This window comes from Peribacillus simplex, from assembly GCF_001542915.1.
In the GTDB taxonomy this organism is placed as follows: Bacteria; Bacillota; Bacilli; order Bacillales; family DSM-1321; genus Peribacillus; species Peribacillus simplex_B.
The window spans coordinates 64,496-90,281 of record NZ_LNNH01000029.1 but is presented as its reverse complement, the minus strand read 5'-3'; the positions used below and the strand labels follow the sequence as shown (position 1 = coordinate 90,281).

Below are 25,786 nucleotides of genomic sequence, written 5' to 3'. Positions count from 1 at the left end.
CCAGGCTTGGTAAGAGGCTGGCTTTTTTTGCTTGTACATAGCTTCGTTTCCTTAATATGTCCAGCACGATTGATAAAACTAAACGCACTGAAAGGGTTCATATGTTATAATGTTGATATTTAATCGAACGGGGGCAGTCGCATGGGAAATGGGATCATTCACTATGGAATTGGTGAAGTTGTAGATATATATATGTATATAAAAACGAGTACAAAGGCGGTTGCAAGTAATGGAAAGCCGTTTCTAACATTGATTTTGTGTGATAAAACCGGGGAGATCGAGGCGAAGCTGTGGGATGTCTCCGAGGCTGATGAGAAAACGTACAGTGCCGAAGCTACCGTGAAAGTTCAAGGTGAAGTCCAGAATTACCGGGGCAGAAGCCAATTGAAAATCCGCAATATAAGAATCACATCTGATGCTGATGGCGTAACAAAAGCCGATCTGATTCAAACGGCACCTTTAAGTCAGGAAGAAATGATGGAAACGATCACTCAATTCATTTTTGAAATGAGGAATCCGAATATCCAAAGGGTGACTAGACATCTTATTAAGAAATATCAGAATGAATTCTTGACGTTTCCTGCAGCGACGAAGAACCATCATGAGTATATGTCGGGTCTCGCTTATCACGTAGTATCGATGCTGGGTCTGGCCAAAGCGATATCAACCCTTTACCCATCGCTCGATCGTGACCTTTTGTATGCAGGAGTCATACTGCATGATCTAGGGAAGGTACATGAGCTATCTGGACCTGTGTCGACCGTTTACACGGTGGAAGGGAACTTATTGGGCCATATAACCATCATGGTGAATGAAATCGGTAAAGCAGCAGAGGAGTTAGGGATTGAAGCAGAAGAAATCATGATCCTCAAGCACTTGATATTAAGCCACCATGGCAAAGCGGAGTGGGGCAGCCCCAAACCGCCAATGGTGAGGGAAGCTGAAGTGCTGCATTACATCGATAACATGGATGCCAAGATCAATATGATGGACCGGGCCTTGGAGAAAGTGAAGCCGGGTGAATTCACGGAAAGAGTCTTCGCGCTCGATAATCGCTCATTTTATAAACCTACATTTTAAAAAAATATGCTTCTTTCCGTTGGAGAAAGAAGCATATTTTTTTTGTTCACGCATATTCTCTAGTAAATGAATAGTAGATTTTTTGGGAGGTAATGGACATGCCAATTTGGATCTGGTTCGTGTTTATTGGAATAATTGTCAGTGCAGTCATGTCAATTTGGACAGCTAGGCAGGAGCGCCTCATAGATGATGCTTGGATAGAGAAGGAAGGCCAGAAGTACATTGAACGTATGGAAGAAGAGCGTGAGAGGCGTAAAAAGGATATCAATCAGGGAGCTTAACTAAAAAAAGCGACAGGACCAAGTCCTGTCGCTTTTGCTTATCCGATTATTTTTCGGCTTTGGTTGCGTCACCAGAAGTGATGGCGTCTTTAAGGTCTTTATCTTTAATTTTCACGTCAGCTTTTTTCACTTCAGCATTCAAAATATCTTGAACCTTGGTTTGGTCGATTTGCGCGACTTTCAAATCATATTCTAGATCTTTTTTCATATCCTTGTACGATTTCTTTTCTTTCATATCTTCAAGTTGGATGATGTGGTAGCCATAATCCGATTTAACCGGTTTACTGATTTCGTCTTTCTTCATCTTGTAGGCTTGCTCTTCGAATGCAGGAACCATTTCACCTTTTCCGAACCAGCCAAGTTCGCCGCCTTTTTCAGCAGACCCAGTGTCTGTTGAATATTCTTTAGCAAGTTTGGCGAAGTCTTCACCTTTATCCAATTTAGCTTTCACTTCATCAGCTGTTTTTTGGTCTTTTACCAGAATATGCCTAGCTTTGATTTGTGGTTTGTAGTCTTCATATGCTTTTTTCACATCAGCTTCTTTGACTGTAATATCAGCAACGGCAGCTTTTTCTTGAAGCATGCCGATCCTAAGTGCACGCTTAAGATCATCTTCGCTCTTATATCCGGAAGAGGCTAGGGCCGTTTGGAAATTATCACCCATTTGCTCTTTAAGTTCTGCCGTTTTAGCCTTAACTTCTTTATCCGTTACTGTATATTTTTCAGAAAGAACTTTTTCATAAACAAGTTCCTGAAGAACGGTGTCACCATAACGGTCCTTCATGACATTGTAAAATTCTTCTTTCGATATATCCCCCGCTTTCGTTTCCACGACTGCCTCTTTGTCGCTGTTGCATGCTGTAAGTCCAATCAGCCCTGCAGTCACAGCAATTGATAATGCCCATTTCCTCATTGAGAACAACTCCTAATTTTAAGTTTCTGGTTTACTAATCTTCGTATTTCCACAAAATTAACTATAACATATTCTGGTTACTTTACAAAAAATAATATATTGATGTATGAATAAGAATTTTTTGAAAAATGGGCAGATACCTACCCAGATCATGAACATCTACATATGATAAATCGAGGACACCAAAAGGAGGTAGTATAATGAGTAATGGATTTAACGGAGGTTTCGCCTTGTTAGTAGTGTTATTCATTTTATTAATAATTGTGGGAGCAGCCTATTGCTAAACAATTGCAAAATTATAATGGAAAGTGCCCACTCCTTTTGCCATGGAGTTGAATAGGATAGGGTAGCCGCTCAACAATAAAGAATATAGTGTTTATCAAGCTACGAAAGGGATGAATTCCTTTTGGCGGATATAAGAGTGTGCATGAAACTGCTATTACTTAAGAATGGAAAGGAGGAAGATCAATGTCTGGAGGAATAGGTGGAGGCTTTGCTCTAATTGTCGTTCTTTTCATCCTGTTAGTCATCATTGGAGCTTCTTGGTTATAAATGCATAAACAAAAGGCGAAGCTTATCGCTTCGCCCTTTTTCTTTATTATTTGAATAATGCGCCGGTTATCACCAATGTATGTAACAAATGATGGTCGATCATTTGTTGCTCATCTCTACGTATACAAAATTTCAATATAGGAGGATAATAACATAATAGTAATTAATACATTAATGGTCCTGAATACTTTAGGCTGCCGGTCTTCAGCAATTTCTTTTTGGATACATAAAGAGTTGGTCATTCTATTAATATTATAAAGAATCAAAATGGCAACGACAATAAACCAGAATGAGATCAAAACTGAAAATCCCTCCTTGCAAAACATCATGTATAAATACGATACCAAATTATAATGAAAAAAGATACTTAAAAATCTTTTCAGTCACCTTTGCGAAATGAAATGGAATTACTTTTGGATAAGGATGTCGTATCCTTCCCGATGTTCTTCAATAAATGAATGTCCTGGTGAACCAACCAGGTTCTTTATATAAATGAAATCCGATACACATAATCCGGTATGCAGGGATAATAAAATGGTAAAATAATGGATATAATGCGGAAAACCAAGTGCACAACCGATTAATAAGACCGACATAATGAAGAAGGGTAGGACAAGGGTCAAGAGATATAGATGCTTTCGTATCGGATAATGCACATTTACATTGCAGGTAAGCACAAGTTTCCACTTAATGGACCAAGAAGTTTTTACTTTTTTGCATAATAATCGTAAAGGTAAATAGTGTAATAGTTTGTGAACAGGATATAATAAGACTAATAGGCTAAAAAAAAGCATTGTTTGATCGTCATACAAAACAACCCGGGATGAAACGGCACTTAATAATGTATAGATCAAAACAAAAGACATCAATATAGTAAAAACTGAAAAAAAGATCAGACGGCAATTCCCATATTGTTTTGCCACGTCAATTGTTTTCCACGAGTTCATTTTGAAATCAGCCCTCCAAAGACCGTTGAATTTACTTACATACATTACGATGAATGGATGGAAAAAGCAATAGAATTCTGGGATTTAGTTATAAGATAATAATTACCACAGAATGGACAAAGACTAAAGGTGATGATTGGCGGCGACTGTCCACTGGGAGGACAATTTCTGAATGAGAAATCACTAACGTTTTTGCGCGATTAAGGTTAAATATGAATGATTGATTGGGGACTAATGCTGTATGAGAAATATAAATGAAGAAATAGACATACTCCGTTTTCATCAGGGGCTTTTACTGAACCTGATACGCAATCCAGAGGCAAGATTGGACTTTTTGTTTGTGGAAAAAAATTTCACGAAGCAGGAGGCGGAAGCGCTGCTGGAGTTATGTGATATTTTGAGCAAACGCTATGAAATAGAAAAAGCGGAAGGATACATGAACTTTCGACCGCTTTTTAACCAATTTGAAAGAAAGGTCAATCCAAAAATAACGACAAAGGAATGCATTGACGCATGCCTCTCACAAGGTTTATATGTATCCTTCATGAGGGAAATGGATAGAGTGTGGGGCTAAACTGGCTCAGTTTCTTTCTCTATCTTTTTTTTTGTGATTTTACCCTCCACATCAGTAAACTCCTGATCAATATTATCGAAGGACCTCTCAAAGATTTGCATGAAATCTTCCCCGTATATATTACGGATGACGGCCATCATTTCTATCATATCGGGGAACTTACCATAAAGCTCACGAAGTGGAAGTGCACCTGAGAAAGCTGAATTTTTACTGGGGTCATAAGTCTCCATCAGATCAAGAAGAATCTTTTCTCCTTCAGCTGTGATCTCAATATACGTATTCCTCTTGTCATTTTCTTTCTTTGAAAATGTCAAAAACCCGCGTTCCTCTAATTTCTTTGAAAAGTTAAATGCCGTAGAAACATGCATGACCCCAAATTTTGCAACGTCTGAAATGGAAGAGCCATTAAGATGATAGGCAATCCAAAGTATATGGTGCTCATTGATATTTAAATCATAGGGCTTAATCCATTGCTGCCAATCTTTTTCAATCGATTTCCATAATGCTTTGCTTAATTGTGCAATTCTTTGACTAAAAATCATTGCTTCTTTCATAGAATAATTTTTATTCTGCATATTATGGGCTCACCTACTTATAAGATTCTGTATATTTATTATGACAATAAAATAAAAATTAATAAAGATAATATTTGCAAAATTTTTAGAAAATTTTAGTTTTTTTAATCGATTCTCCATTTTCCCTTTGTATATAATGTTATTTATTGGGAAAAATGGAGAATTCGACTTGTGCAACCACGTTTAGCTATTATTTTTTAGAAGCAGGGATGGCCGTTTCTAACTGTTTTAATGAAGTTTCAATTTCTTGAACGTTCTTCAGTAATTCATTCTTATTCGGTTCGATTTCCTGCTTCCAGTTCTCGATGACCACCTGCACGTCAGAAATGAAGGTTTTTACCGTTTCTTTGCTGATTTGAGTGGCTTCCAGCGAGTCATCTTTAATATTTTGCATCTTTACCTTCAGTTCATCAATGGTAGTCTTCATTTCTTCCGCATTCGTTTTGATGCGATTCCGCAAGTCCTTGCCAGAGCTCGGCGCTGCAAGCAAAGTTGCGGCACCCGCTACGACTGTTCCGGTTAAAAAGCCAATTAGTAATGATTTTGCTTTCATTAGGATCACCTCATTAATAATATTGTTTTCGCGTTACATGGTCTGATTCCCTGCTGAAAAAAAACTCAATTGGAAATTTTGATAAATAGGGTTGTAAATGCTATTGATAACAAAATACCATAATTTTCTTTCCTATGGAAGAGTATCTACCATTTTATCTTTATATCACAAAAATATTTTCTTAAACTTAAGCAGTCAATATATAATATTTAAAAATAACTTGGAGTTTTATAGAAAACGCTTCATATAAAGGAAAGAGGAGCATATAGATAGTAAAAACAAGCTGTCGGAATATGGATGGCACTGGTGGGTTATTAATGAAAATCATTTTTTTGTTAGGCCTGGTATGCCTGTGCGGGATGGGGTATTTCCTAAGAAAAGCAAAGACTCCAGGAATCTATCCGCCTAAGAGGGTGCTCCAGGCTAGAGCCTACGCTTTTGCCTTGCCCGGGGGCTTGCTGCTTTTCATTTGGTTGATGTGGCTGTTCATTCATTGATTGCAGAGGGCGGCTTATTCCAGATCCATAGTGTGGAAAAAAAAGCACCGGACTCTGCTCCGGTGCTTTTTAAGTATGATGATTTAGCTGGTTTAAGCATTAATGGTTACATTCGATTTTTTGACGATGCCGTTCACGATTGGATAAATGATGACCATCGCTACTGTATTTAGCAGTACGGCAGGAAGCACAACAGCTCCGAAAAGGGCAACGAAAGGACCTGGAAGGGATACGAGATAATATGCCGATCCAAGGAAGACAGCGCCGGAAATGATTGTTCCTACGGCAGTCAAGACACTTACCGTCACAACGGATGTTGAAAACTTCTTAAGACTGATGAATAAAAGGTAAAACAGAAAGGCTGTTGCCAATTTATCTATGATATTTGGAATCTGTCCTCCAGGAAATGTGGTTGTCATGGCAGAGATGGCTCCAGCAGCCAAGGCAACAATGAATACATTCTTTTTCTCAGGAAACAGGGTAATCGCCAAAAACATCATCAACAGCATCATATCCGGTTTCATTCCAAGGAAGAAGCCTGGAACGATAAAATGCAGGGCAGCCCCGATCCCAATTAATAGGGACAGTGATACAAGGGTTTTCGTTTTCATTACTCATCTCTCCTATTCTCATCTCGACTAACATCTTTTCTTCAACAATGCACTGTTGCTTGTTGCAAGAAGTATAAGATAGTATACCATAAGACCTATTTTTTTAGAAGTAATATTTGTACACAATTAAAGAGTATGAGCTTCCTTCGCGTGATGTGCTTGCTGGAATTTTTTCATGAAAGCCGCAAGTTCCTGGCAATGGGATAGGGGCACGGCATTATAAATGGAAGCCCTGCAGCCACCGATGGAACGGTGACCATTCAATCCGACGAAACCGGCCAGCTTCAGTTCTTTTAGAAATTGTGCCTCAGCTTCTTCAGATGGAAGTGTGAATGTTATGTTCATGAAAGAGCGGCTGTCAGGTTTGGCATGGCCTTTATAAAAACCATCGCTTCCGTCGATGGCATCGTAAATGACTTTTGCTTTTGCCTCGTTGTTTTCAGCGATCTTCTCGACTCCGCCTTGTTCTTTTGCCCAATCCAATACAAGCGACAATAAATAAATGGCCAATGTCGGTGGCGTATTGTATAAAGAATTATTTTTTGCATGAATGGAATAGTTCAACATGGATGGAATGCTGTCCATATCCTTTATTAAATCTTTACGGATGATGACTAACGTGATTCCTGATGGGCCAAGATTTTTTTGTGCTCCTGCATAGATGAGGCCGAATTTACTTACATCGATTTTTTTGCTGAGTATATCACTGGACATATCCGCCACTAAAGGAACGTTACCTGTTTCAGGGAATTCCTTCCATTGAGTTCCATAGATCGTATTATTGCTTGTAATATGAAGATAAGCAGAATCCTCATTCAATTCGATATCTTCCACTTTAGGGATGAATGTATACTTATCTGCTTTTGATGAAGCTACCACTGCCGTTTCTCCAACTTTTTTGGCTTCTTTTAATGCTTTTTCCGACCAAGAGCCAGTGAGGACATAATCAGCCCTTTTTCCCTCAGGCAAGAGGTTCATCGGTATCATGGAGAATTGAAGACTTGCCCCGCCTTGCAGCAGAAGGACCTCATAATTTTCAGGAATGTCCATAAGCTCTTTTAATGATTGGATGGCACGGTTATGGATTTTTTCGAACTCTGCACTCCGGTGGCTTAATTCCATGACGGACATGCCGGAATCCTCGATATTCAACCATTCGTTTTGGGCTCTTTGTAAAACTTCCAAGGGCAGGGCAGCCGGCCCAGCGTTAAAATTGCGTGCACGTTTCAATTTTTTTCCTCCTATACGATAGTGTGTTAAAGTCATTACATCTATTTATCTATCCTAACAGAAATTGAAATTCAATTGGAGGAATTTTTAGAATTTTAAGTGATGATTCCGCTGAAATGAATCACAAAAGAAAAACGGCCCAGCACCTTTTAAGTGTGGACCCGATCGATATTCATTTTATTCACTGCAACACGATCTCTGGATGCCTTCCGAACAGAGGTTATCCCTTCATTCAATATGCTGGGCAATGGAATCGGCAATCTGCTTCAGGTCATCAGGCGAATAAGCGCTGGCATTCGTTTTCCAGACTGCCCCAAAGCCATCACCTTCTCCATGTCGCGGAATTAGATGCATATGAAAATGGAAAACGGATTGTCCTGCCGCTTCGCCGTTATTATTCAAGAGGTTAAGGCCAACGGGGTTGAATTCCTGTTTCATCGCTCGGGAGATCTCCGGTACGACTTCAAATAAATTCTTCGCAATTTCCGGTGTCAATTCATAAAGATTTTCCTTATGTACTTTAGGAATTACCAGCGTGTGCCCTTTCGTTACTTGACTGATATCGAGAAAGGCCAATACATGTTCATTTTCAAATACTTTGGTGCTCGGAATTTCCCCATCGATTATTTTGCAAAAAATGCAATCGCTCATCAAAACCGCTCCTTTGGTAGTTAGTGTATTTGGTTAATCGTACCATAGCATCAATCGTTGCGAAAAGAAAAAATCATAAAAACAGGATGCAACATTGAGTTGCACCCTGTCCTAGAAAAAGGGGGTTTTGCTTCAAAATTCGCATTAGCATAAATTCTCTGCGACAAACACCTCATCTACAATAAAGTAAAATACGGTTATCTGGTTAGAGTTTTTCCATTCAAAGCAACCATCTCCTATATCTTTAAAGTTTCATCAACTTATAAAGCATAATTGATAATCATTGAATGATTTTTCTGCTTTTACGTGCAAGAGAACCATCTCCTTGCTCGAAACGATTTTTTATGAAGCTTCTGGTTTAATTCAGTTATACGTCTTTAACTGACACCTCATTTACAAGATGATATGAATCATTTGTAATAAAACATTTGGGCATTTCAGTGTAATACGTCTTTAACTGACACCTCATTTACATTATGATGTGAATCACACGTAATGACTAACCCCTTCTTCCTTATTTATGATAGCCACTAAGCAGGAAAAATATAATTAGTTATTTTTGGTAATTTTCTTCAGGGAACACTCGACTATATAAATGCAGGAGAATTTGTTAAAATGGAAATAAGAACCTCTATAATAGAAAGGATCGTTAATATGTCCTTATTGGAAATAAAGCAATTAGTAGGCGGATACACGAAAACGCCCGTTTTGAAAGGGATAAGTTTTGACATTCAACCCAATGAGCTGGTGGGGTTGATCGGGCTCAATGGCGCTGGGAAAAGTACGACGATCAAGCATATCATCGGACTGATGGAGCCAAAGGGCGGGAGTGTATCGATACACGGTAAAACGCTTGCGCAGGACCCTGATACATATCGAAAACAATTCACATATGTTCCTGAAACGCCCATCTTATATGATGAGCTGACACTTGAGGAGCATTTAAAGCTGACGGCCATGGCGCATGGTTTGGCGGAAGCGACATACAAAGAAAGAATGGATGCCTTGCTTAAGGAGTTCCGTATGGAGAAAAGACTTAAATGGTTTCCGGCCCACTTCTCCAAAGGGATGAAACAAAAAGTCATGATCATGTGCGCTTTTTTGGTGCAGCCCTCCTTATATATCGTGGATGAACCATTCGTGGGCCTGGATCCATTGGGCATCCAATCATTGCTTGATTTAATGAGGAAAATGAAGGAAAGCGGAGCGGGGATATTAATGTCCACCCACATATTGGCAACTGCGGAGCGGTATTGTGATTCCTTCATCATCCTGCATAATGGAGAAATCCGTGCAAAGGGCAACCTTGAGCAGCTTCGCGAGCAATTTGCGATGCCGGGAGCGACGCTAGACGATTTGTACATTCAATTGACGAAAGAAGAAATCGGACATGAATAGTCAAAATCTCTGGAAGGAAAGATATCTGGGCTATATAAATGAAACGCAAAAATACCTTCGTTATATTTTTAACGGACATCTGGTTTTTGTGATGGTATTGGTTTTAGGTGGTCTGGCTTATTATTACAGTGATTGGGTGAAGACGCTGGACGGTGACTTCCCGGCCGAATGGATCATGGCCGTTGTTTTTTCGATCCTTGTCACAAGAAGTCCGATAAATACCTTTTTGAAAGAACCCGATACCGTATTTTTGCTACCGCTTGAAACGAAGCTGAAAAGTTATTTTAACAATTCGCTGCGCTTGAGTTGGGTTATGCAAGGCTTTATCCTGCTTGTTGTCCTAATTGCATTCATACCGATGTATACGAAGGTCACCGATGCCGGCGGCAGGGATTTTGGAATCATTCTCGCTGTTTTGCTGATTTTGAAGTTTGTTAATTTAATCATTCGCTGGAACGTATTGAAATATCAGGATCCTTCAGTCAGCCATTGGGACTCACTTATCCGCTTTATACTTAATGGAGTGATGCTCTATTTCGTCTGTTCAGGGGCAAATATCCTTTTTGCGCTCATTACGATGCTCATATTGATCGGGCTCTACATGTATTACCGAAGCGCAGCCAAAGATTTTGTCTTGAAGTGGGAGCGTCTTGTTGAACTGGAAAATAAACGGATGAATTCGTTTTATCGAATAGCAAACATGTTTACGGATGTTCCCCATCTAAAAGGGAAGGTGGCAAGAAGGAAATGGATGGACTGGCTCTTATCATTCATTCCATATGGTGAAAAGTCCACTTATACCTTTCTATATGCCCGCACCCTGCTGCGGTCCAATGATTACGTGGGGCTTTGTTTGCGTTTAACCATCATAGGATCGGTCATCTTAAGCGTATTCATGAATATCTGGGCCCACTTGATCGTCGTTTTTTTGTTCCTATTCATGACAGCCCTGCAGCTGCTGCCGGTCTGGAAGATTCATGAATGGAAAGTGTGGGTTTCGCTGTATCCATTGCCGGCAAAAATGAGAGAGTCTGCAGTCATTAAGATCATTTCATATTTCTTATTATTTGAGGACCTTGTCTTTAGTATCGTCCTGCTTGTGAATGGGGAATGGATGTCTGCTTTGGCCGCTTTGGTGCTAGGTCTTGTTTTCTTGGTCGGCTTTAAAATTTACGCAACAAGGAAAATTAAAAACTTTTGAACGGGGAGCTGATTTTTCATAAAATCAGCTTTTTCGTATAAGAAAAGGAAATGAACACTAAAAACCTTGAGAAAAGTATATACATACATAACGGGGGTGCTTAAATGAATGAGTATGAACAAAGGGCCTTAGCGGAGCTAGTTACATGGAAAAAGAAGATGACCAAGAAATCAGGCAAGTTCGAACGCATGTCAAAAAAGGCGCAAACGAAAGTGAATGGTTTCATTCCGGACCGTGTGCACAAAATGATTGCAGATAGCATTAAGAGCATGATCGAGGCAGTATTATCAGGATCTAAATATATGTCCAAAGAGAAGAATGTAATGCTCCTTTCCTTACAGCAAAAAGAAGAATGGATTACGGAAACGGTCGCGGCACATCGCAAAACGGCGATTATAGAGGGTGTGGGAACAGGTGCGGCAGGGCTCTTGATAGGTCTGGCTGATTTCCCTTTACTGTTAAGCATCAAGATGAAGTTACTATTTGAAATATCCCGTTTATATGGTTTCGATCCCAATAAATATGAGGAACGTTTGTTTATCCTCCATATTTTCCAGATGGCATTCTCAAGCGAGCAGAAACGGTTGGAGATATTACATGTGATAGAAGAATGGGGGTTGGGTGATGTACCTGAAATTAATTGGCAAGAGCTTCAGCAGGAATATCGCGATCATATCGATGTCATCAAGATGTTCCAGCTCGTGCCGGGATTGGGCGCCGCTGTCGGTGCATATGCTAACCATCATTTACTGGAGCAGCTCGGGGAGACGGCTGTCAATTGTTATCGAATCAGGCTGCTTAAAGATTGAAGGGACGGGAGTAACCCGTCCCTTTTCCCTTACCGTAATAAAGATTCGTTCGCATTGAGTGCTGATTGATCCTTAGTATGATAAGTTACCGCTGCCGTGCCTAAAATTTTTGCAGCAATGAGCATGGCCTTTTCATCCATATCAAATAAGGGATGATGATGGGGGTACGTTTGTGCATCATTTGGCCTGGCACCTGTAAAAAAGAATGTTCCCTTCACCTTTTGTAAATAATAAGAAAAATCTTCTCCTGTCATATCCGGATCAATTTGTTCCGTAACCGATACTTCCTTGATGGCCTTGGTGCTCTCGATAAGGAATTTCGTTTCCTCGTCATGCGGGATAACAGCCGGATACCCTTGGAAGTACTGATAATCGTAGGTACAGTCCGCAGCCATGCAGGTTCCTTTAACAACCCGCTCTATCTCTTCGCTGATAAATGAACGGACGTCCTCCTTGAAGGTCCGGACTGTCCCGATTATTCTGGCTTTATCAGCAATGACATTAAAGGCATTATCAGCTACAAAGGAACCGATGGTGATGACTGCAGAATCTATCGGATTAAGGCGGCGGCTTACGATTTGCTGCAAGTTCGTGACTAGCTGGGAGCCGGCGACGATTGCATCACGGGTTTTATGTGGCTGTGCTCCATGTCCGCCTTGTCCTTGAATGAGGATTTCAAAACGGTCAGCAGCAGCCATAAGCGGTCCGTAGGTGTATTGAACAGTTCCAGTCGGCACCGTAGCCCATAAGTGGGTACCGAAAATGACATCCACCCCATCAAGGCAGCCAGCCTCGATCATTGGCTTGGCGCCACCTGGAGCATATTCTTCAGCATGCTGGTGGATGAATACATAGCGGCCTTCGAGCTCATCCTTCAGCTCATTCAGGTTTTTAGCTAGGACAAGGAGTGCCGCAGTATGGCCATCGTGTCCACAGGCATGCATGACGCCTGGTACGGTGGATTTGTAGGAAACCTCTTTTTCATCTTGAATGGGTAAGGCATCGAAATCAGCACGCAATGCCACCGTTTTACCGGGTTTGCTGCCAGTGATCGTTGCGATGATCCCATTTCCGCCTATATTGGTTTTGTGCTCGATTCCCAGTTTTTCATAATAGTTAGCGATGAAGCCGGCAGTTTTTGTTTCATGAAACGAAAGCTCGGGATGCTGATGAAGATACCTTCTGATGGAAACCATTTCATCGTAAGAACCTTCCAGAAGGGCGTGTAATTGGTGTATCATATTGTACCTCCCATGCTTGGTTTAATGTTGAATAGTATATCATATTCTGAATAATCAGAGTAAAATAGTCGCTGAGGAGAGTTTTGTATGATTAAACACTCATGGATTGCAATAGTTTTGCTGTGCTTATTGCTATTCTTTTTGCTAGTGCATGAGGTTCTGGGTGAGCGGACCTTGGCGCTTGATACATACTTGGACTTTGCCGTTGCTGAACATACATTGTCGTTCTCGTTTTTAAGGTACATCACCTATCTTGGGAAGTCCATGGTCATTGGTTTTGGAAGCATACTGGTTGTTCTCTATTTATGGATCGTTAAGAAGGATTACTTAAAGATGGCCCTATTCTCGATCGGAATGGGGGGAGCCGATATAATAAATAGGAGGATAAAAAATCAAGTCAAAAGAGAACGGCCTGACGATCAGCTTGTGGATGCATCCGGATTCAGTTTTCCAAGCGGCCATGCCATGGTTGGGCTGATATTCTTCAGTCTCTTGGCTTATTTCATCATAATAGAAGTTAAGCGAAACTCATTGAAATGGGTGGTGGGAATCGGCTTCTTTTTCCTCATCCTTTTGATAGGACTCAGTCGGATTGCCATGAATGTCCATTTTCCAACAGATATATTGGCTGGGTATTCATTGGGTATCGCATTCACCCTAATCTGGTGTAACTTATATAAGCTGCTGGGGAGATTCATTTAAAAATGGATCACAAACTGAAATATTTGTAAACATCCGTTGCATTTCCCTGGAAATAAACAAGGAATTTGTCGGATGGATGATACATTCACCTAAAACGATGAAGACTTTAGAAAATCATAACCAACATGATTGGAACGGAGTGCAAGACTCCTGCTTTTTAAATGAAATCCTAGGAAATCCAGCGGAAAAAGCTCCGAGGGCAGACCGCCACTTGATAAGCGAGTGTTCGAAGTGGAAAGAAACGGGCAATTCTAGAACCAGAAAAACTGCAGATGATCTTTGAATTTCTTCAAGTCATGCAGAATGAGGCCCGTTCTTAATAGAACGGGCCTCATTCTGCATCGAAAGGAACTATTCTTCCGAATCTTGTACCAATGTATATTGTGTTACATAGGCATCACCAGTAAACAGCTTCTGACTGGAGTTCGTAACGGCAGGTTTAACCCCGCTGTCATGCGCTTTCTGGAAGGAAGCGGACTTCTTCCAGTTCGTAAAATCAGCCTGTTTCTCCCAAATCGTCAAAATGACATACGTTTCGGAATTTAGCGGCCGCAGGATGCGCAGAGCGACGAAACCTGGTTCATTTTCTATGAGCCCTGCCCTGTTTTTAAACTGATGTTCAAATACAGGCTGTCCTTCTTCACTGACCGGGATATTGTTCATGACTACATAACCACGATCCTGAAGATTTCCCTTCCCATCGACGACTTCATACTTTCGTGGGGAGCTAAAGAGCGTTTTACCTGTAGTTTCATGTAAAAGGACGGTAGATTCAAAATTTTGCATCAGTAATATCTTTTCATCCGGATGCTTCTCTTTCTTATTTTTCATAAATTCGTAAGTGCCGGACGTGATGTATACATTCATTTATTTCCCCTCCAATTCCTATATAGTACCTGTATACCCATTTTACCCAATGAATAGCGCTTTTACCATTTGCATTTTACTGAATATTTTCAAGTCCATTATCCAGACTAGGTGGAAATTCGTTTTTGCAACTAGACAAAAAAGTCGAATTTCTGACAAATATATAGGTTGGCTATACTTCCATTATAGAAAAAGCTATAGTTGAAGGTGATTCAATTTGAAATTCAACATCCTTCTGATATTCTATTTAAGGAATGAATGAAAATAGAAACGTGATTGCTTGAAAGGTGGATATTAATGTCTAAGGAAATTACGAATGATACATTTCTAAAAGCTGCTAGAGGAGAAAAAACGGATCATGTGCCTGTTTGGTATATGCGTCAGGCTGGCCGATCACAGCCGGAATATCGTAAATTGAAAGAGAAGTACTCCCTTTTTGAAATTACCCATCAGCCCGAATTATGTGCTTATGTGACTAGATTGCCCGTAGAGCAATATGACGTGGATGCAGCCATTTTATATAAAGATATAATGACACCGCTACCAGCCATCGGTGTGGATGTAGAGATTAAGTCGGGAATCGGTCCAGTCATCTCGAACCCGATCCAATCAATCAAAGATGTTGAGAAATTGGGGGAATTGAACCCAGAAGCGGACATTCCTTACGTACTTGACACGATCAAATTATTGACCACGGAGCAGTTGTCCGTGCCTTTGATCGGATTTTCTGGCGCACCATTCACGATCGCTTCCTATATGATCGAAGGGGGCCCTTCGAAAAACTACAATCGGACAAAAGCCTTCATGTACTCCGAGCCTGTGGCATGGTTTGCACTGATGGATAAATTAGCGGATATGATCATTGTTTATGTAAAGTCCCAAATTAAAGCAGGTGTCAAGGCCATCCAAATTTTTGATTCATGGGTCGGGGCATTGAACGTTGAAGATTATCGTGTATTCATCAAGCCGGTCATGAATCGCATCTTTTCTTCATTGCGTGAAGAGAATGTGCCCCTAATCATGTTCGGTGTCGGTGCAAGTCACTTGGCACTTGAATGGAATGACCTGCCGATCGATGTAGTCGGACTGGATTGGAGGCTTCCAATCGCTGAAGCAAGACAGATGGGTATCCAAAAGCCGGTGCAAGGCAATCTTGATCCTGCCCTGCTATTATCATCATGGGATGTCATTGAAGAGCGGACGAAACGGATCCTTGATCAGGGCATGGAACAGGACGGCTACATCTTCAATCTAGGACATGGGGTTTTCCCTTCCGTAAATCCGGAAACACTGAAGAGGTTGACTTCCTTCATTCATGAATATTCATCAAAAATGAAGTAACCGAAAAAACCTTTAATGGGTGGAAAATACGAAATTTTTAAATGAGGTGTAAATTCATGTCAAGAAAAAAAATGGGCCTCCTCGTCATGGCTTACGGGACTCCATACACAGAAGAGGATATTGAAAGGTATTATACACATATTCGTCATGGAAGAAGGCCGAGCGACGAATTGATTGCCGATTTGAGAGGGCGTTACGAGGCGATTGGCGGTTTGTCCCCACTGGCAAAAATAACGGCTGGGCAAGCTGAAGCGCTTGAAAAGCAATTGAATTCGATTCAAGAAGAAATCGAATTCAAAGCATACTTAGGATTGAAACATATTGAACCCTTTGTTGAAGATGCAGTGAAACAGATGCATGATGATGGCATCAAGGAAGCGGTCAGTATTGTATTGGCTCCGCATTTTTCAACCTTCAGTGTCAAGTCTTATAATGGACGTGCACAGGACGAGGCCGCTAAATTCGGTGATATGACGATCACTTCCGTCGAGAGCTGGTATGATGAGCCCAAATTCATTCAATATTGGGTGGACCAAGTAAAAGCAGTGATTGGAAGGATGACTTCAAAAGAACGCGATAATTATGCTTTGATCGTGTCGGCGCATAGCCTTCCAGAAAAGATATTGCAACTGGGTGATCCTTATCCAGATCAACTGAAGGAAACGGCTGAGATGATTGCAAAAGATGCAGGAGTTTCCCATTATGCAGTTGGCTGGCAAAGCGCGGGACAAACGCCAGAACCATGGTTAGGACCAGACGTGCAGGATTTAACGAGAAACCTTCATCAAGCGAAAGGCTATGAAGCCTTCATATATATTCCGGTTGGATTTGTAGCTGAGCATCTTGAAGTTCTTTATGATAATGATTATGAATGTAAAGTGGTGACGGATGATATCGGTGCGGCATACTATCGTCCGGATATGCCTAATGTAAAGCCGGAATTCATCGATGCGTTGGCGACAATCGTCTTGAACCGCCTGCAGGAAAATTGATTAGTCTGTTCATTTAACAACGGGGCTTAATGGCTTAAATTGAATACTTGGTTTGGAAAAGATGGCTGCCCAGATATTGGGCAGCCATCTTTTTCTGCAGATAACGAAAAAATGATTGAAAAGACTGAATATTTTTGGTAAGATATTATTGACTATTTTGTCCGTTTGGTCAGAATCGGGGTGGGAAATGTCTGTTGATCGTAAAAAATTAATTTTGGAAGCTGCGACCAAATCTTTTTCACTTTTTGGCTACAAGGCAACGACGATGGATCAAGTCGCTAAAATTGCCAATGTGGGTAAAGGGACCATTTACACTTTTTATAAAAATAAGGAAGAGCTGTTTAAGGAAATCGTTCAGCGGATGATCGAGGAAATGAAATATGAGGCTGAACAATCTTTGGACGAGCAATTTTCCTTTTTTGAAAATCTGCACAGGGCCGTCTATCGAATCCTCGAGTTCAGGCAGGAGCATCAATTATCTTTAAAGCTCCTTCAAGAAGAGCGGGAGATTGGTACCCCGGCCGTTCAGGAAATGGTCAATGAAATGGAAGAGGCCATCGTATCCTACATTAAGGAAAAACTAAAAATAGCGATCGACAAGAAATATATCCAGCCTTGCGATCCAGAGATAACAGCTTTCCTGATGCTGAAAATGTACCTCGCCCTTATCTTTGATTGGGAGAGGAATCATGATCCATTAGGGAAAGAAGAAATTGCTGAACTATTCAAGATATACTTATTCAAAGGTTTATCCGTTTTCTAACTACAGTGAACCAGATCATATAAAAAGAAGAGATGCCGTTCGTTCAACGGCATCTCTTCTTTTTATATGGCGATGTGTTTCAAGCTGTGCGACTATGAGATCATCCTGCTCTTGGGGAAGCGGATGGTGCAACACTTACTGATTACTCTCCAGAAAGGCAATGGTCACAGTGCATTCCATAACATTCGTGCTGTTCATCGATTTTTTTTCCGCATTCCACACATTGTTTAGGAGGCAGGTTTTTGAAGAACTCGACGCTACTTTGAATCATGAACATCATCTCCTGAAATTTTTTATGTTTTTTTCTGTATCTGTATTGTATTATAACAGATTATAATTGTCAATTATGTTTTATAACATAAGTAAAAAAGGTGAAATAAAGGCGGGAATAGTTTATATTAATGGGGAAGTCATTGAGAGATAAAAAGGAGTGCCGATGCATGAAAATCACCGTAATTGGCTGCTGGGGCGGATATCCAGCTAAAAATGAGGCAAGCTCTGGCTATTTGCTTGAATATGAAGATTTTCGCATTTTGCTTGATTGTGGCAGCGGTGTACTATCACAGCTCCAAAATCATATGAAGCCCGAAGACCTCGGTGCAGTCGTTTTATCCCACTATCATCCGGATCATGTAGCGGATGTCGGTGTCCTGCAGCACGCTGCACTCATCCAGCAGATTTTGGGCAGCGAAAAAAGGGCCATTCCCATCTATGGCCATGATTTAGATGAAGCCGAATTTGGAAAGTTAACGTATAAAGATGTGACAAAGGGAATTGCTTATTCTGCCGATGAACCCTTGACCATTGGACCGTGCACCTTTACATTCATGAAAACGAAGCATCCAGTCCCTTGTTTTGCGATGAGGATAGAAGCTGAAAATCATTCGATCGTTTACACAGGTGACAGTTCTTATATGGATGAGCTGGCGGACTTCGCAAAGGATGCAAATGTTTTATTGTGCGAAAGCAATTTTTACAGTGATATGGATGGTTCAAAGGCGGGACATATGACGGCTAGGGAAGCGGGCATGCTAGCAGATAGGGCAGACGTGCAGCTTTTGCTGTTAACTCATCTCCCCCATTACGGAGATATCAATCAATTGAAGAAAGAAGCATCAGAGGTATTCAAACGGGAAATAGCTGTGGCGAAAACCAATCTCGAATTCCAGCTATGATGGGAAAATTAATGATGCGAATGAAGCATACAAGGAGGAACAACTGTGCTTTTTATTGATAATAAGGGAATTACGGATCCGAGAATTAATCTTGCCATTGAAGAATATGCGCTTAAACATCTGAATATTGATGAAACCTATCTTCTATTCTACATTAATCGGCCTTCAATCATCATCGGGAGAAATCAAAATACGATTGAAGAAATCAATGCCGATTATGTAGATGGAAATGGCATTACTGTTGTTCGAAGGCTTTCCGGAGGCGGTGCGGTTTATCATGATTTAGGTAATCTCAATTTCAGTTTCATCACGAAGGATGATGGTGACAGTTTCCACAATTTTAAGAAATTCACCCAGCCTGTCGTGGAAACCCTTGAGAAACTGGGAATCCATGCTGAGCTAAGCGGCCGTAATGATATCCTGGCTGAAGGGAAGAAAATTTCGGGTAACGCGATGTTTTCGACGAAGGGCAGAATGTTCAGTCATGGAACCTTGTTGTTCCAATCGGAAATGGACCATATTGTATCCGCTTTAAAAGTGAAAAAAGATAAAATCGAGTCTAAAGGTATTAAATCGATAAGAAGCCGAGTCGCCAATATTGCTGAATTCCTCAAAGAACCAATGTCTATAGAGGAATTTCGTTCATTCCTTCTGCAAAATATATTCAAGGATAGCGGTGAGGTCACCGAGTATGTTCTAACGGAGGAAGATTGGGAGCAAATCCATAAGATTTCGGAAGAACGGTATCAAAGCTGGGAATGGAACTATGGAAAATCGCCGAAATTCAACTTGCAGAATTCGCATAGATTTCCTGTGGGGTCAGTTGATATCCGTCTGGAAGTGAACAGGGGGATCATTGAAAATTGTAAAATCTACGGTGATTTCTTTGGGGTCGGAGAGGTTGCGGATATAGAACGAAAACTTACGGGGATACGCTATGAAAGGGACGCCATCAGTGAGGTTTTGGATGAGGTAGATGTTCAACATTATTTTGGCAATGTAACGAAAGAGGAAATATTGGCTTTAATCTATTAAGCCTGAAAAGCCGTCCTGTCTTAATAGGACGGCTTTTGTGTCTGATAATGACAGTAATTGCTTGAATATGGATAAAATTGTTGCTGTAATCATTTTCTTTTAATATAATAAAAAGGTATTTAGTTTAATATAAAAATGAATGACTATTCATTCATGGTGTAAACTGGGGAGGGAGAACGATGAATTTATCCGAAAAGCTTCATCAAACGGCTTTAAGGCAGGCTGAAAAGCCAGCTTATTATTTTATGGACCAATCAACCTCGTATGGGGAATTGGACAGCGCCGTTACAAAGTTTGCCGATGAACTACATAAGCTTGGTGTTTCGAAAGGTGATAATGTTGCGCTGGTTTTAGGGAATTCTCCACATTTCATCATTTCATTGTATGGAGCCATACGAGCAGGAGCTACCGTAATACCCGTAAATCCAATTTACACACCTGATGAAATTGGATACATCCTGAACAGCGGCGATGTAAAGGTTGTCGTGGCATTGGATAAACTGATACCCTTATTTGAGAAAATGGACCCAATTCTTTCAAATGTAGATTACTATGTTATATGTGAGACTGAGCCCGATAAAGGGGATCGTGGTGAACTGAGCATTTATCAAAAAATGAAATCGTTTACAAAAATGGTTGGAGCGGGGGATGCGAGCTTCCAAGGCCCGGAATTGGATTCCGACGATACGGCCATCATCCTCTATACTTCCGGTACAACAGGAAAACCTAAAGGGGCGATGCTCTCACACACCAATATCTACTCCAATGCAAATGATGTAGGCGAATACTTGAAGATTTCCGAAAATGACCGTGTCATTACCACCTTGCCCATGTTCCATGTTTTCAGTTTGACGGTCGTCGTGAATGCACCATTGCTGCAAGGAGGTACGCTTTTAATTGTGCCGCAATTCAGTCCGAAGGAAATATTCAGGCAAGTCAAAAAATATGATGCAACCGTTTTTGCTGGCGTGCCTACCATGTATAATTTCCTGTTCCAATATCCGGAGGGGCACAAAGACGATTTAAGGTCATTGCGTATCTGTATTTCAGGCGGATCAGCCATGCCGATATCTCTGCTTGAATCATTCGAGCAAAAATTCAATGTTAGGGTTTCAGAGGGCTATGGCCTCTCCGAAGCTTCTCCTGTTACATGCTTCAATCCTCTTGATCGCCCTAGGAAAGCGGGATCGATAGGAACATCCATCCTCAGAGTGGAAAACAAGGTCGTCACGGAGCTGGGTGAAGAGGTGCCGCCAAATGGGGTCGGAGAATTGATTGTCAGGGGTCCTAATGTCATGAAGGGGTATTATAAGATGCCTGAAGAGTCGGCAGCTGTGTTGAAAGATGGCTGGTTATATACAGGTGATTTAGCCCGGATGGATGATGAAGGGTACTTTTTCATCGTAGATCGCAAAAAAGAACTGATCATTGTCGGTGGATATAACGTATATCCACGGGAAGTCGAAGAAGTTCTGTATGCCCACCCTGAAGTAGTTGAGGCAGCAGCGATTGGCGTTCCCGATCCAAATCAGGGAGAGGTGGTTCAATGCTTCGTGGTCAAGAAAAACGAAGCATTGACAGAGGAAGATCTCCTGGATTATTGCCTGGAGCACTTGGCTAAATATAAGGTTCCTGCAAAGATTGAATTTTTGGATGAACTGCCAAAAAACACAACAGGAAAAATTTTAAGGCGATCTTTAAAAACCCATGTTACCCAAAACTAAAAGGATCGATCAAGGGCGACCATTGCCAAACCGGCGATGGTCGTCTTTTTGTACAAACAAAGCGTAATGCGCTGCATAAAATATATATGAGGTAAGCTTTAAGTATTGATTCTTTATTCTAAAAGAGTTATGATTGACATTAAAAATTTCCACATAATTGTAAGGAGGGGTTAGATGAGAGATGTAAAGCTGTTAGATGTTTTTACACATCCCATTGCTCAAAAATACTTGAACCGCTCAGGACTTGCCCATGCGATTGCGGTGGCATACCACTCGTTTCACCTTGCCAACGAATATAACATCGATCCGGATATTGCGGCCAAGGCAGGTCTTTTGCATGATATGGGTCACTTCACCTGGTACCGCAATGGAAAATGGGATTATGACCTGTACAAGCAAAATGATATCCATCCGATTAAAGGCGCGGAAAGAGCACATAAATTGTTAATCCGCCTCGGTGAAAATCCGATCAAGGCAAAGACCATTTCCCTCGCCATATTATTTCACACCGATTCATTCTTACCTTCAAATGATATTATCCGGACCCCACTGCAGCAGGTCGTCAAATGGGCAGACGAAAAAGATGAAGAAGAGGGCGGAAAGCACCATTACCGCAAAATTGATTTCCTCAGGGCAAAGGAAAGCATCATGAACCTTGACAAACTTATTGATGAGGAACAAAGAAAAAGGCTATCATCCTGAAGGCAAACGGGTTGATAGCATTATTTATATTCAGGGAACTATCTTTTTTTACGTGTTCTTACAGTTTAAATTTGGATTTTACATATAATTGACTTATATTGTTATCAAGTGAATTAAGAAGTAAAATATAGTTCAAATGAACTACTTGATGAAACCATGAAAAAATGTAGCCAATAATGAAAAGAACAGGTGAAGATATGAAGTTGATTAAGCTATTGTTAGTCAGTAAACAAGGGGGGCTTAAGGGAATCATCGAAAAGGAGGAAGACATTACGGTCATTGGAGCCACTGAAACTGAAAGGGAATTGCGCAGCCTTGATGTTACTGCGGCAGTCATGCCTGATGTCATTCTTTTTGATGTCCGCTCATCATGGACACATGGACAGGAAATGATGGTGATGCTGAAGGAAAAACATCCTTCCATCCCGATAGTCATCCGTGCTGCCTATCCCGAGAATCACTATCTCATTGAAGCGATATCCCATGGCGCAGCAGGTTACGTGTTACAGGATGGCGGAATGGAGCAAGTAGTGGCAGCGATCCGGCAATGCGCCAACGGGCAAATCGTCTATCCTGCCACTGTTAAATCTTTTTTGATGAAGAAGCTTCAGCAGGAAGGGGTGGGGCAGGGGAATGCGGCCTTGGAAAAGGCAATCGAAAAATTGGGCTCCTTTTCCAAACGTGAGTATGAACTGCTCATTCTCCTCACCGAAGGACAAACGAATCAGCAGATTTCCAAAAAACTATATTTATCCATAGGAACGGTCAAAAATTATATCAGCCGGCTTTATAAAAAAATGAATGTGAGCAATCGTCCGGAACTTATGGCGCTTTTGTATAAATTTCAAAATAGGACATGAAGGGCTGACCAGTCAAAACTTTGATCAACAAGGGCCTGTGCCATGCTTGTTAGCTGCCGGAGCTTTACTGCACCCCGCTCATTTGCACTCATATGTGTTTAATGCTGTATGTCATTGTCGAATGGTCCAGAGATGGTTAACGGCAATAAGGCTTGACGGAATGAATAATATTGGATGGAAATGCGGTTCTAACCTGTCCGTTTTGGATTAAACTATTATGAGGGAGAGATTCGAAGGAGGGGCATCATGGTTAGAAAATGGGCTGGGAGAGCTATTCTAGTATATATCCTTTATGTAGCAGTGATGTATTGGTATATTTTTTATGGGGCAAATACTGCGATTCCCGATGCATTGCGAGGTACTGCAGCAGATCCTGCTACATTCCTGAATGCAAGGGAATTAAAGCTTAGCGAAGAATATTCAGGATTGCGGAATTTCATATTTTTCGTTTCCACACCATATGAATGGCTGCTGTATTTTTTCGTTTTATTATTTGGCATATCCAGGGCATTTGAAAAGTCGGCATCGGCCGTTACAAAGCGAAAAGTGATCCAAACAGGCATTTATTTATTCTGGCTTTCCATCATTTCTTATTTGGCACTTTTTCCAATAAGCTTCATTGGCTATTGGCTTAGTAAGAACTACCATATCAGTACACAAAGCTTCACCTCATGGATGAAGGATGGAATCATTGAATTCTGGGTGAATTTCGGAATGATGTTCATCATTGTATCCGTCCTATATTGGTTAATGAAGAAAAGTGCAAAAAAGTGGTGGCTCTATGCTTGGATGCTATCGATCCCATTTACGCTGTTCTTGATGTTTGTTCAGCCTGTATTGATCGATCCTCTGTACAATGAATTTTATCCGCTCAAAAATAAAGAGTTGGAAACGGAAATATTGTCACTCGCCGCACAGGCGGAAATTCCGGCTGAGCACGTGTATGAAGTTAATATGGCGGAAAAGACGAATTCATTGAATGCCTATGTGACAGGTATAGGTTCCAACTCAAGAATCGTCCTTTGGGATACGACCTTGAACAAACTGAAGGAAGACGAAATCCTTTTCATCATGGCACATGAAATGGCTCATTATGTAGAAAAGCATATCTATTTCGGCATTGCCGGTTATCTAGGAATGACCTTGATCGGGCTGTGGCTGACCTCGAGAATCATGAATTATGTCATTAAGCGCTGGGGTCATCTGTTAAAGGTGCATTCGGTAGGCAGCATTTCTTCATTGCCCTTATTTCTTTTGATCACGGCCATGCTGCTTTTTATTTCCAGTCCGCTCTCGAATTTCGTGTCCAGATACGAAGAAACGAGGGCAGACCGGTATGCCATCGAAATGACCGGGGATAAAGAATCGGCAATTACCACATTTCAGGAACTCACCAGATCTGGGTTAAGTCAGGTGAACCCGCCATTTTTGGTGAAATGGCTGCGGTATTCACATCCAACCATGCTCGAACGGATTTCCACAATCGAAAAGGCAAATGCAAAGGGTGATTGAAAGCCAGCTGAAGAACAGCTGGTTTTTTTATATGATCTGAGGATACGGATAGCCGGGATTTATCAGAAAAAACTTTTATTTTATAAATGCTGATGTTCTCCACTATAATTAATTAAATTCTCAGCTCGATTAAGGAGATCGGTTATGTATAATGTACTTCTCATCACCTTAGGCTCAGTGCTTGTTGCAGTTGCCTATAACTTATTTTTGATACCTCATTTAATTTTAAGCAGCGGACTTAGTGGAATTGCGATCATGCTGGGAATCATCACTCCAGTGAATACAGGTATATTGAATTTTCTGTTGAACCTGCCATTGCTGATTCTCGGATACCTCAAATTGGGAAGGCGGTTCATCACATATACGATATTGTCAGTTGTCGTAATTTCCATCAGTTTATACCTGATCCCCATTCATGGAGTATCCACTGAACCGATTTTGTCCTCTTTATTCGGCGGAATCATTTCCGGGTTCGGTATCGGGATCATCTTCCGTGCTTCAGGCTCCTCCGGCGGGTTTGATATCATCGCCATGCTTTTGGCTAAGAAGAGCGACTTCCCGCTTGGTTCATTACTATCGGTGATGAATGCAGTCGTGGTGGTCATTTCAGGCTTCATTTTTGGCTGGGATGCTGCACTATATACATTGATTTCCATATATGCAGCTGGAAAAGTTATCGATACGATTCACTCCAACCACATAAAATTAACTTTGATGATCGTTACGAAAAAGAGTGATGAGATGAAAACGAAGCTCCTGACCAACTTATATCGCGGGATTACAGTCATGGATGGTGAAGGTGCATACTCGGGGGAAAAGAGTAAAGTGATGATGACGGTCATCACCCGTTACCAATTAACCGACGTCAAAACGATGATAAAAGAAGTGGACCCAAATGCCTTTGTCAATATAACGGAAACAGCCGAGGTCATGGGAATGTTTCATAAGGAATGATCAGCAAAGCCCTTGACGTTTCCCATGTGCCGGCGCTCCCGGTGTC

Annotated in this window: 31 protein-coding genes; 20 read left to right on the top strand and 11 right to left on the bottom strand. The window is 41.1% G+C overall.

Annotated elements, in window-relative coordinates; translation table 11 throughout:
• Positions 1 to 141: 141 nt before the first annotated feature.
• Together yhaM and AS888_RS15755 are read left to right on the top strand one after the other, a co-directional pair.
• Complete coding sequence (yhaM, locus tag AS888_RS15760; protein WP_061143104.1) at positions 142 to 1,080, top strand: 3'-5' exoribonuclease YhaM; 939 nt, start codon at positions 142 to 144, stop codon at positions 1,078 to 1,080.
• Between the two features lie 98 nt (positions 1,081 to 1,178).
• Positions 1,179 to 1,361: a sporulation YhaL family protein gene (locus AS888_RS15755; protein ID WP_053344914.1), complete on the top strand. Its 183-nt coding sequence runs from the start codon at positions 1,179 to 1,181 to the stop codon at positions 1,359 to 1,361.
• Between the two features lie 46 nt (positions 1,362 to 1,407).
• Here the strand turns inward: AS888_RS15755 and AS888_RS15750 are convergent, their stop codons facing one another.
• A complete protein-coding gene (locus tag AS888_RS15750) occupies positions 1,408 to 2,274 on the bottom strand; it encodes a peptidylprolyl isomerase (protein ID WP_061143103.1) in 867 nt (288 codons plus the stop codon).
• Between the two features lie 200 nt (positions 2,275 to 2,474).
• Between AS888_RS15750 and AS888_RS25165 the strand changes: the two genes are divergently transcribed.
• Both AS888_RS25165 and AS888_RS15745 read left to right on the top strand, forming a co-directional pair.
• Positions 2,475 to 2,558, top strand: a complete 84-nt coding sequence (locus tag AS888_RS25165) for a YjcZ family sporulation protein (RefSeq protein ID WP_081092482.1) — start codon at positions 2,475 to 2,477, stop codon at positions 2,556 to 2,558.
• A gap of 184 nt (positions 2,559 to 2,742) precedes the next feature.
• Entirely contained in the window at positions 2,743 to 2,826 is an 84-nt protein-coding gene (locus AS888_RS15745; protein WP_034314699.1) for a YjcZ family sporulation protein, read from the top strand.
• Between the two features lie 116 nt (positions 2,827 to 2,942).
• Here the strand turns inward: AS888_RS15745 and AS888_RS26865 are convergent, their stop codons facing one another.
• Positions 2,943 to 3,152, bottom strand: a complete 210-nt coding sequence (locus tag AS888_RS26865) for a hypothetical protein (RefSeq protein WP_397251956.1) — start codon at positions 3,150 to 3,152, stop codon at positions 2,943 to 2,945.
• An 81-nt stretch (positions 3,153 to 3,233) separates the two neighbouring features.
• Entirely contained in the window at positions 3,234 to 3,620 is a 387-nt protein-coding gene (locus AS888_RS27165) for a DUF3267 domain-containing protein (protein ID WP_397251954.1), read from the bottom strand.
• A gap of 394 nt (positions 3,621 to 4,014) precedes the next feature.
• Between AS888_RS27165 and AS888_RS15730 the strand changes: the two genes are divergently transcribed.
• On the top strand, positions 4,015 to 4,347 hold the full coding sequence (locus AS888_RS15730; protein WP_061143100.1) for a DUF1878 family protein: 333 nt from the start codon (positions 4,015 to 4,017) through the stop codon (positions 4,345 to 4,347).
• On the opposite strand, the gene AS888_RS15725 is transcribed toward AS888_RS15730, so the two are convergent.
• A complete protein-coding gene (locus AS888_RS15725) occupies positions 4,344 to 4,922 on the bottom strand; it encodes an HTH-type transcriptional regulator Hpr (RefSeq protein ID WP_061143099.1) in 579 nt (192 codons plus the stop codon). The two genes, AS888_RS15730 and AS888_RS15725, sit on opposite strands and share 4 nt — an antisense overlap.
• 190 nt (positions 4,923 to 5,112) lie before the next feature.
• Positions 5,113 to 5,475: a YtxH domain-containing protein gene (locus AS888_RS15720; RefSeq protein ID WP_061143098.1), complete on the bottom strand. Its 363-nt coding sequence runs from the start codon at positions 5,473 to 5,475 to the stop codon at positions 5,113 to 5,115.
• 293 nt (positions 5,476 to 5,768) lie between these two features.
• Between AS888_RS15720 and AS888_RS27215 the strand changes: the two genes are divergently transcribed.
• Entirely contained in the window at positions 5,769 to 5,972 is a 204-nt protein-coding gene (locus AS888_RS27215) for a hypothetical protein (RefSeq protein ID WP_100533774.1), read from the top strand.
• Positions 5,973 to 6,064: 92 nt separating this feature from the next.
• Here AS888_RS27215 and AS888_RS15710 read toward each other — a convergent pair whose 3' ends face one another.
• The 3 genes from AS888_RS15710 to AS888_RS15700 form a co-directional block, all read right to left on the bottom strand.
• On the bottom strand, positions 6,065 to 6,583 hold the full coding sequence (locus AS888_RS15710) for a tryptophan transporter (protein WP_061143096.1): 519 nt from the start codon (positions 6,581 to 6,583) through the stop codon (positions 6,065 to 6,067).
• A 126-nt stretch (positions 6,584 to 6,709) separates the two neighbouring features.
• Positions 6,710 to 7,813, bottom strand: a complete 1,104-nt coding sequence (gene serC, locus AS888_RS15705; RefSeq protein ID WP_260320229.1) for a 3-phosphoserine/phosphohydroxythreonine transaminase — start codon at positions 7,811 to 7,813, stop codon at positions 6,710 to 6,712.
• A 228-nt stretch (positions 7,814 to 8,041) separates the two neighbouring features.
• Positions 8,042 to 8,464 (bottom strand): HIT family protein, encoded by a 423-nt coding sequence (locus AS888_RS15700; protein WP_061143094.1) that lies wholly within the window; start codon positions 8,462 to 8,464, stop codon positions 8,042 to 8,044.
• Between the two features lie 654 nt (positions 8,465 to 9,118).
• Here AS888_RS15700 and AS888_RS15695 point away from each other — a divergent pair.
• The 3 genes from AS888_RS15695 (at position 9,119) to AS888_RS15685 (ending at position 11,872) form a co-directional block, all read left to right on the top strand.
• The gene (locus tag AS888_RS15695; RefSeq protein WP_061143164.1) at positions 9,119 to 9,862 is read left to right on the top strand and encodes an ABC transporter ATP-binding protein; all 744 of its coding nucleotides are present in this window, start codon (positions 9,119 to 9,121) and stop codon (positions 9,860 to 9,862) included.
• Complete coding sequence (locus AS888_RS15690; protein WP_061143093.1) at positions 9,855 to 11,063, top strand: ABC transporter permease; 1,209 nt, start codon at positions 9,855 to 9,857, stop codon at positions 11,061 to 11,063. The genes AS888_RS15695 and AS888_RS15690 overlap by 8 nt, the downstream gene beginning before the upstream one ends.
• Before the next feature lie 104 nt (positions 11,064 to 11,167).
• Positions 11,168 to 11,872 carry an EcsC family protein gene (locus AS888_RS15685; protein ID WP_061143092.1) on the top strand — a complete coding sequence of 235 codons (705 nt, stop codon included), beginning with the start codon at positions 11,168 to 11,170 and terminating at the stop codon, positions 11,870 to 11,872.
• 29 nt (positions 11,873 to 11,901) lie between these two features.
• Here the strand turns inward: AS888_RS15685 and AS888_RS15680 are convergent, their stop codons facing one another.
• Positions 11,902 to 13,113, bottom strand: coding sequence for a M20 family metallopeptidase (locus tag AS888_RS15680; protein ID WP_061143091.1), 1,212 nt, complete (start codon positions 13,111 to 13,113; stop codon positions 11,902 to 11,904).
• An 87-nt stretch (positions 13,114 to 13,200) separates the two neighbouring features.
• On the opposite strand from AS888_RS15680, the gene AS888_RS15675 reads away from it, so the two are divergent.
• Positions 13,201 to 13,815, top strand: coding sequence for a phosphatase PAP2 family protein (locus AS888_RS15675; protein ID WP_061143090.1), 615 nt, complete (start codon positions 13,201 to 13,203; stop codon positions 13,813 to 13,815).
• 351 nt (positions 13,816 to 14,166) lie between these two features.
• On the opposite strand, the gene AS888_RS15665 is transcribed toward AS888_RS15675, so the two are convergent.
• Positions 14,167 to 14,682, bottom strand: a complete 516-nt coding sequence (locus AS888_RS15665) for an antibiotic biosynthesis monooxygenase family protein (RefSeq protein ID WP_061143088.1) — start codon at positions 14,680 to 14,682, stop codon at positions 14,167 to 14,169.
• Between the two features lie 297 nt (positions 14,683 to 14,979).
• Between AS888_RS15665 and hemE the strand changes: the two genes are divergently transcribed.
• The 3 genes from hemE (at position 14,980) to AS888_RS15650 (ending at position 17,778) form a co-directional block, all read left to right on the top strand.
• Positions 14,980 to 16,023 (top strand): uroporphyrinogen decarboxylase, encoded by a 1,044-nt coding sequence (gene hemE / locus AS888_RS15660; protein ID WP_061143087.1) that lies wholly within the window; start codon positions 14,980 to 14,982, stop codon positions 16,021 to 16,023.
• A gap of 56 nt (positions 16,024 to 16,079) precedes the next feature.
• Positions 16,080 to 17,015, top strand: coding sequence for a ferrochelatase (gene hemH, locus AS888_RS15655; RefSeq protein WP_061143086.1), 936 nt, complete (start codon positions 16,080 to 16,082; stop codon positions 17,013 to 17,015).
• A gap of 187 nt (positions 17,016 to 17,202) precedes the next feature.
• On the top strand, positions 17,203 to 17,778 hold the full coding sequence (locus tag AS888_RS15650) for a TetR/AcrR family transcriptional regulator (protein WP_061143085.1): 576 nt from the start codon (positions 17,203 to 17,205) through the stop codon (positions 17,776 to 17,778).
• Positions 17,779 to 17,920: 142 nt separating this feature from the next.
• On the opposite strand, the gene yhfH is transcribed toward AS888_RS15650, so the two are convergent.
• On the bottom strand, positions 17,921 to 18,049 hold the full coding sequence (gene yhfH, locus AS888_RS25160; protein ID WP_081092480.1) for a protein YhfH: 129 nt from the start codon (positions 18,047 to 18,049) through the stop codon (positions 17,921 to 17,923).
• 169 nt (positions 18,050 to 18,218) lie between these two features.
• On the opposite strand from yhfH, the gene AS888_RS15645 reads away from it, so the two are divergent.
• The 7 genes from AS888_RS15645 to AS888_RS15615 all read left to right on the top strand — a co-directional run bounded on the left by AS888_RS15645 (position 18,219) and on the right by AS888_RS15615 (position 25,740).
• Positions 18,219 to 18,953: an MBL fold metallo-hydrolase gene (locus AS888_RS15645; protein ID WP_061143084.1), complete on the top strand. Its 735-nt coding sequence runs from the start codon at positions 18,219 to 18,221 to the stop codon at positions 18,951 to 18,953.
• A 45-nt stretch (positions 18,954 to 18,998) separates the two neighbouring features.
• A complete protein-coding gene (locus tag AS888_RS15640; protein ID WP_061143083.1) occupies positions 18,999 to 19,988 on the top strand; it encodes a lipoate--protein ligase in 990 nt (329 codons plus the stop codon).
• Positions 19,989 to 20,167: 179 nt separating this feature from the next.
• A complete protein-coding gene (locus tag AS888_RS15635) occupies positions 20,168 to 21,712 on the top strand; it encodes a fatty acid--CoA ligase family protein (protein ID WP_061143082.1) in 1,545 nt (514 codons plus the stop codon).
• A gap of 174 nt (positions 21,713 to 21,886) precedes the next feature.
• Complete coding sequence (locus tag AS888_RS15630) at positions 21,887 to 22,414, top strand: HD domain-containing protein (protein ID WP_061143081.1); 528 nt, start codon at positions 21,887 to 21,889, stop codon at positions 22,412 to 22,414.
• A gap of 176 nt (positions 22,415 to 22,590) precedes the next feature.
• Entirely contained in the window at positions 22,591 to 23,274 is a 684-nt protein-coding gene (locus AS888_RS15625; protein WP_061143080.1) for a LuxR C-terminal-related transcriptional regulator, read from the top strand.
• Positions 23,275 to 23,520: 246 nt separating this feature from the next.
• Entirely contained in the window at positions 23,521 to 24,786 is a 1,266-nt protein-coding gene (locus AS888_RS15620; RefSeq protein ID WP_061143079.1) for a M48 family metallopeptidase, read from the top strand.
• A 144-nt stretch (positions 24,787 to 24,930) separates the two neighbouring features.
• Positions 24,931 to 25,740, top strand: a complete 810-nt coding sequence (locus AS888_RS15615) for a YitT family protein (protein ID WP_061143078.1) — start codon at positions 24,931 to 24,933, stop codon at positions 25,738 to 25,740.
• Positions 25,741 to 25,786: the final 46 nt, after the last annotated feature.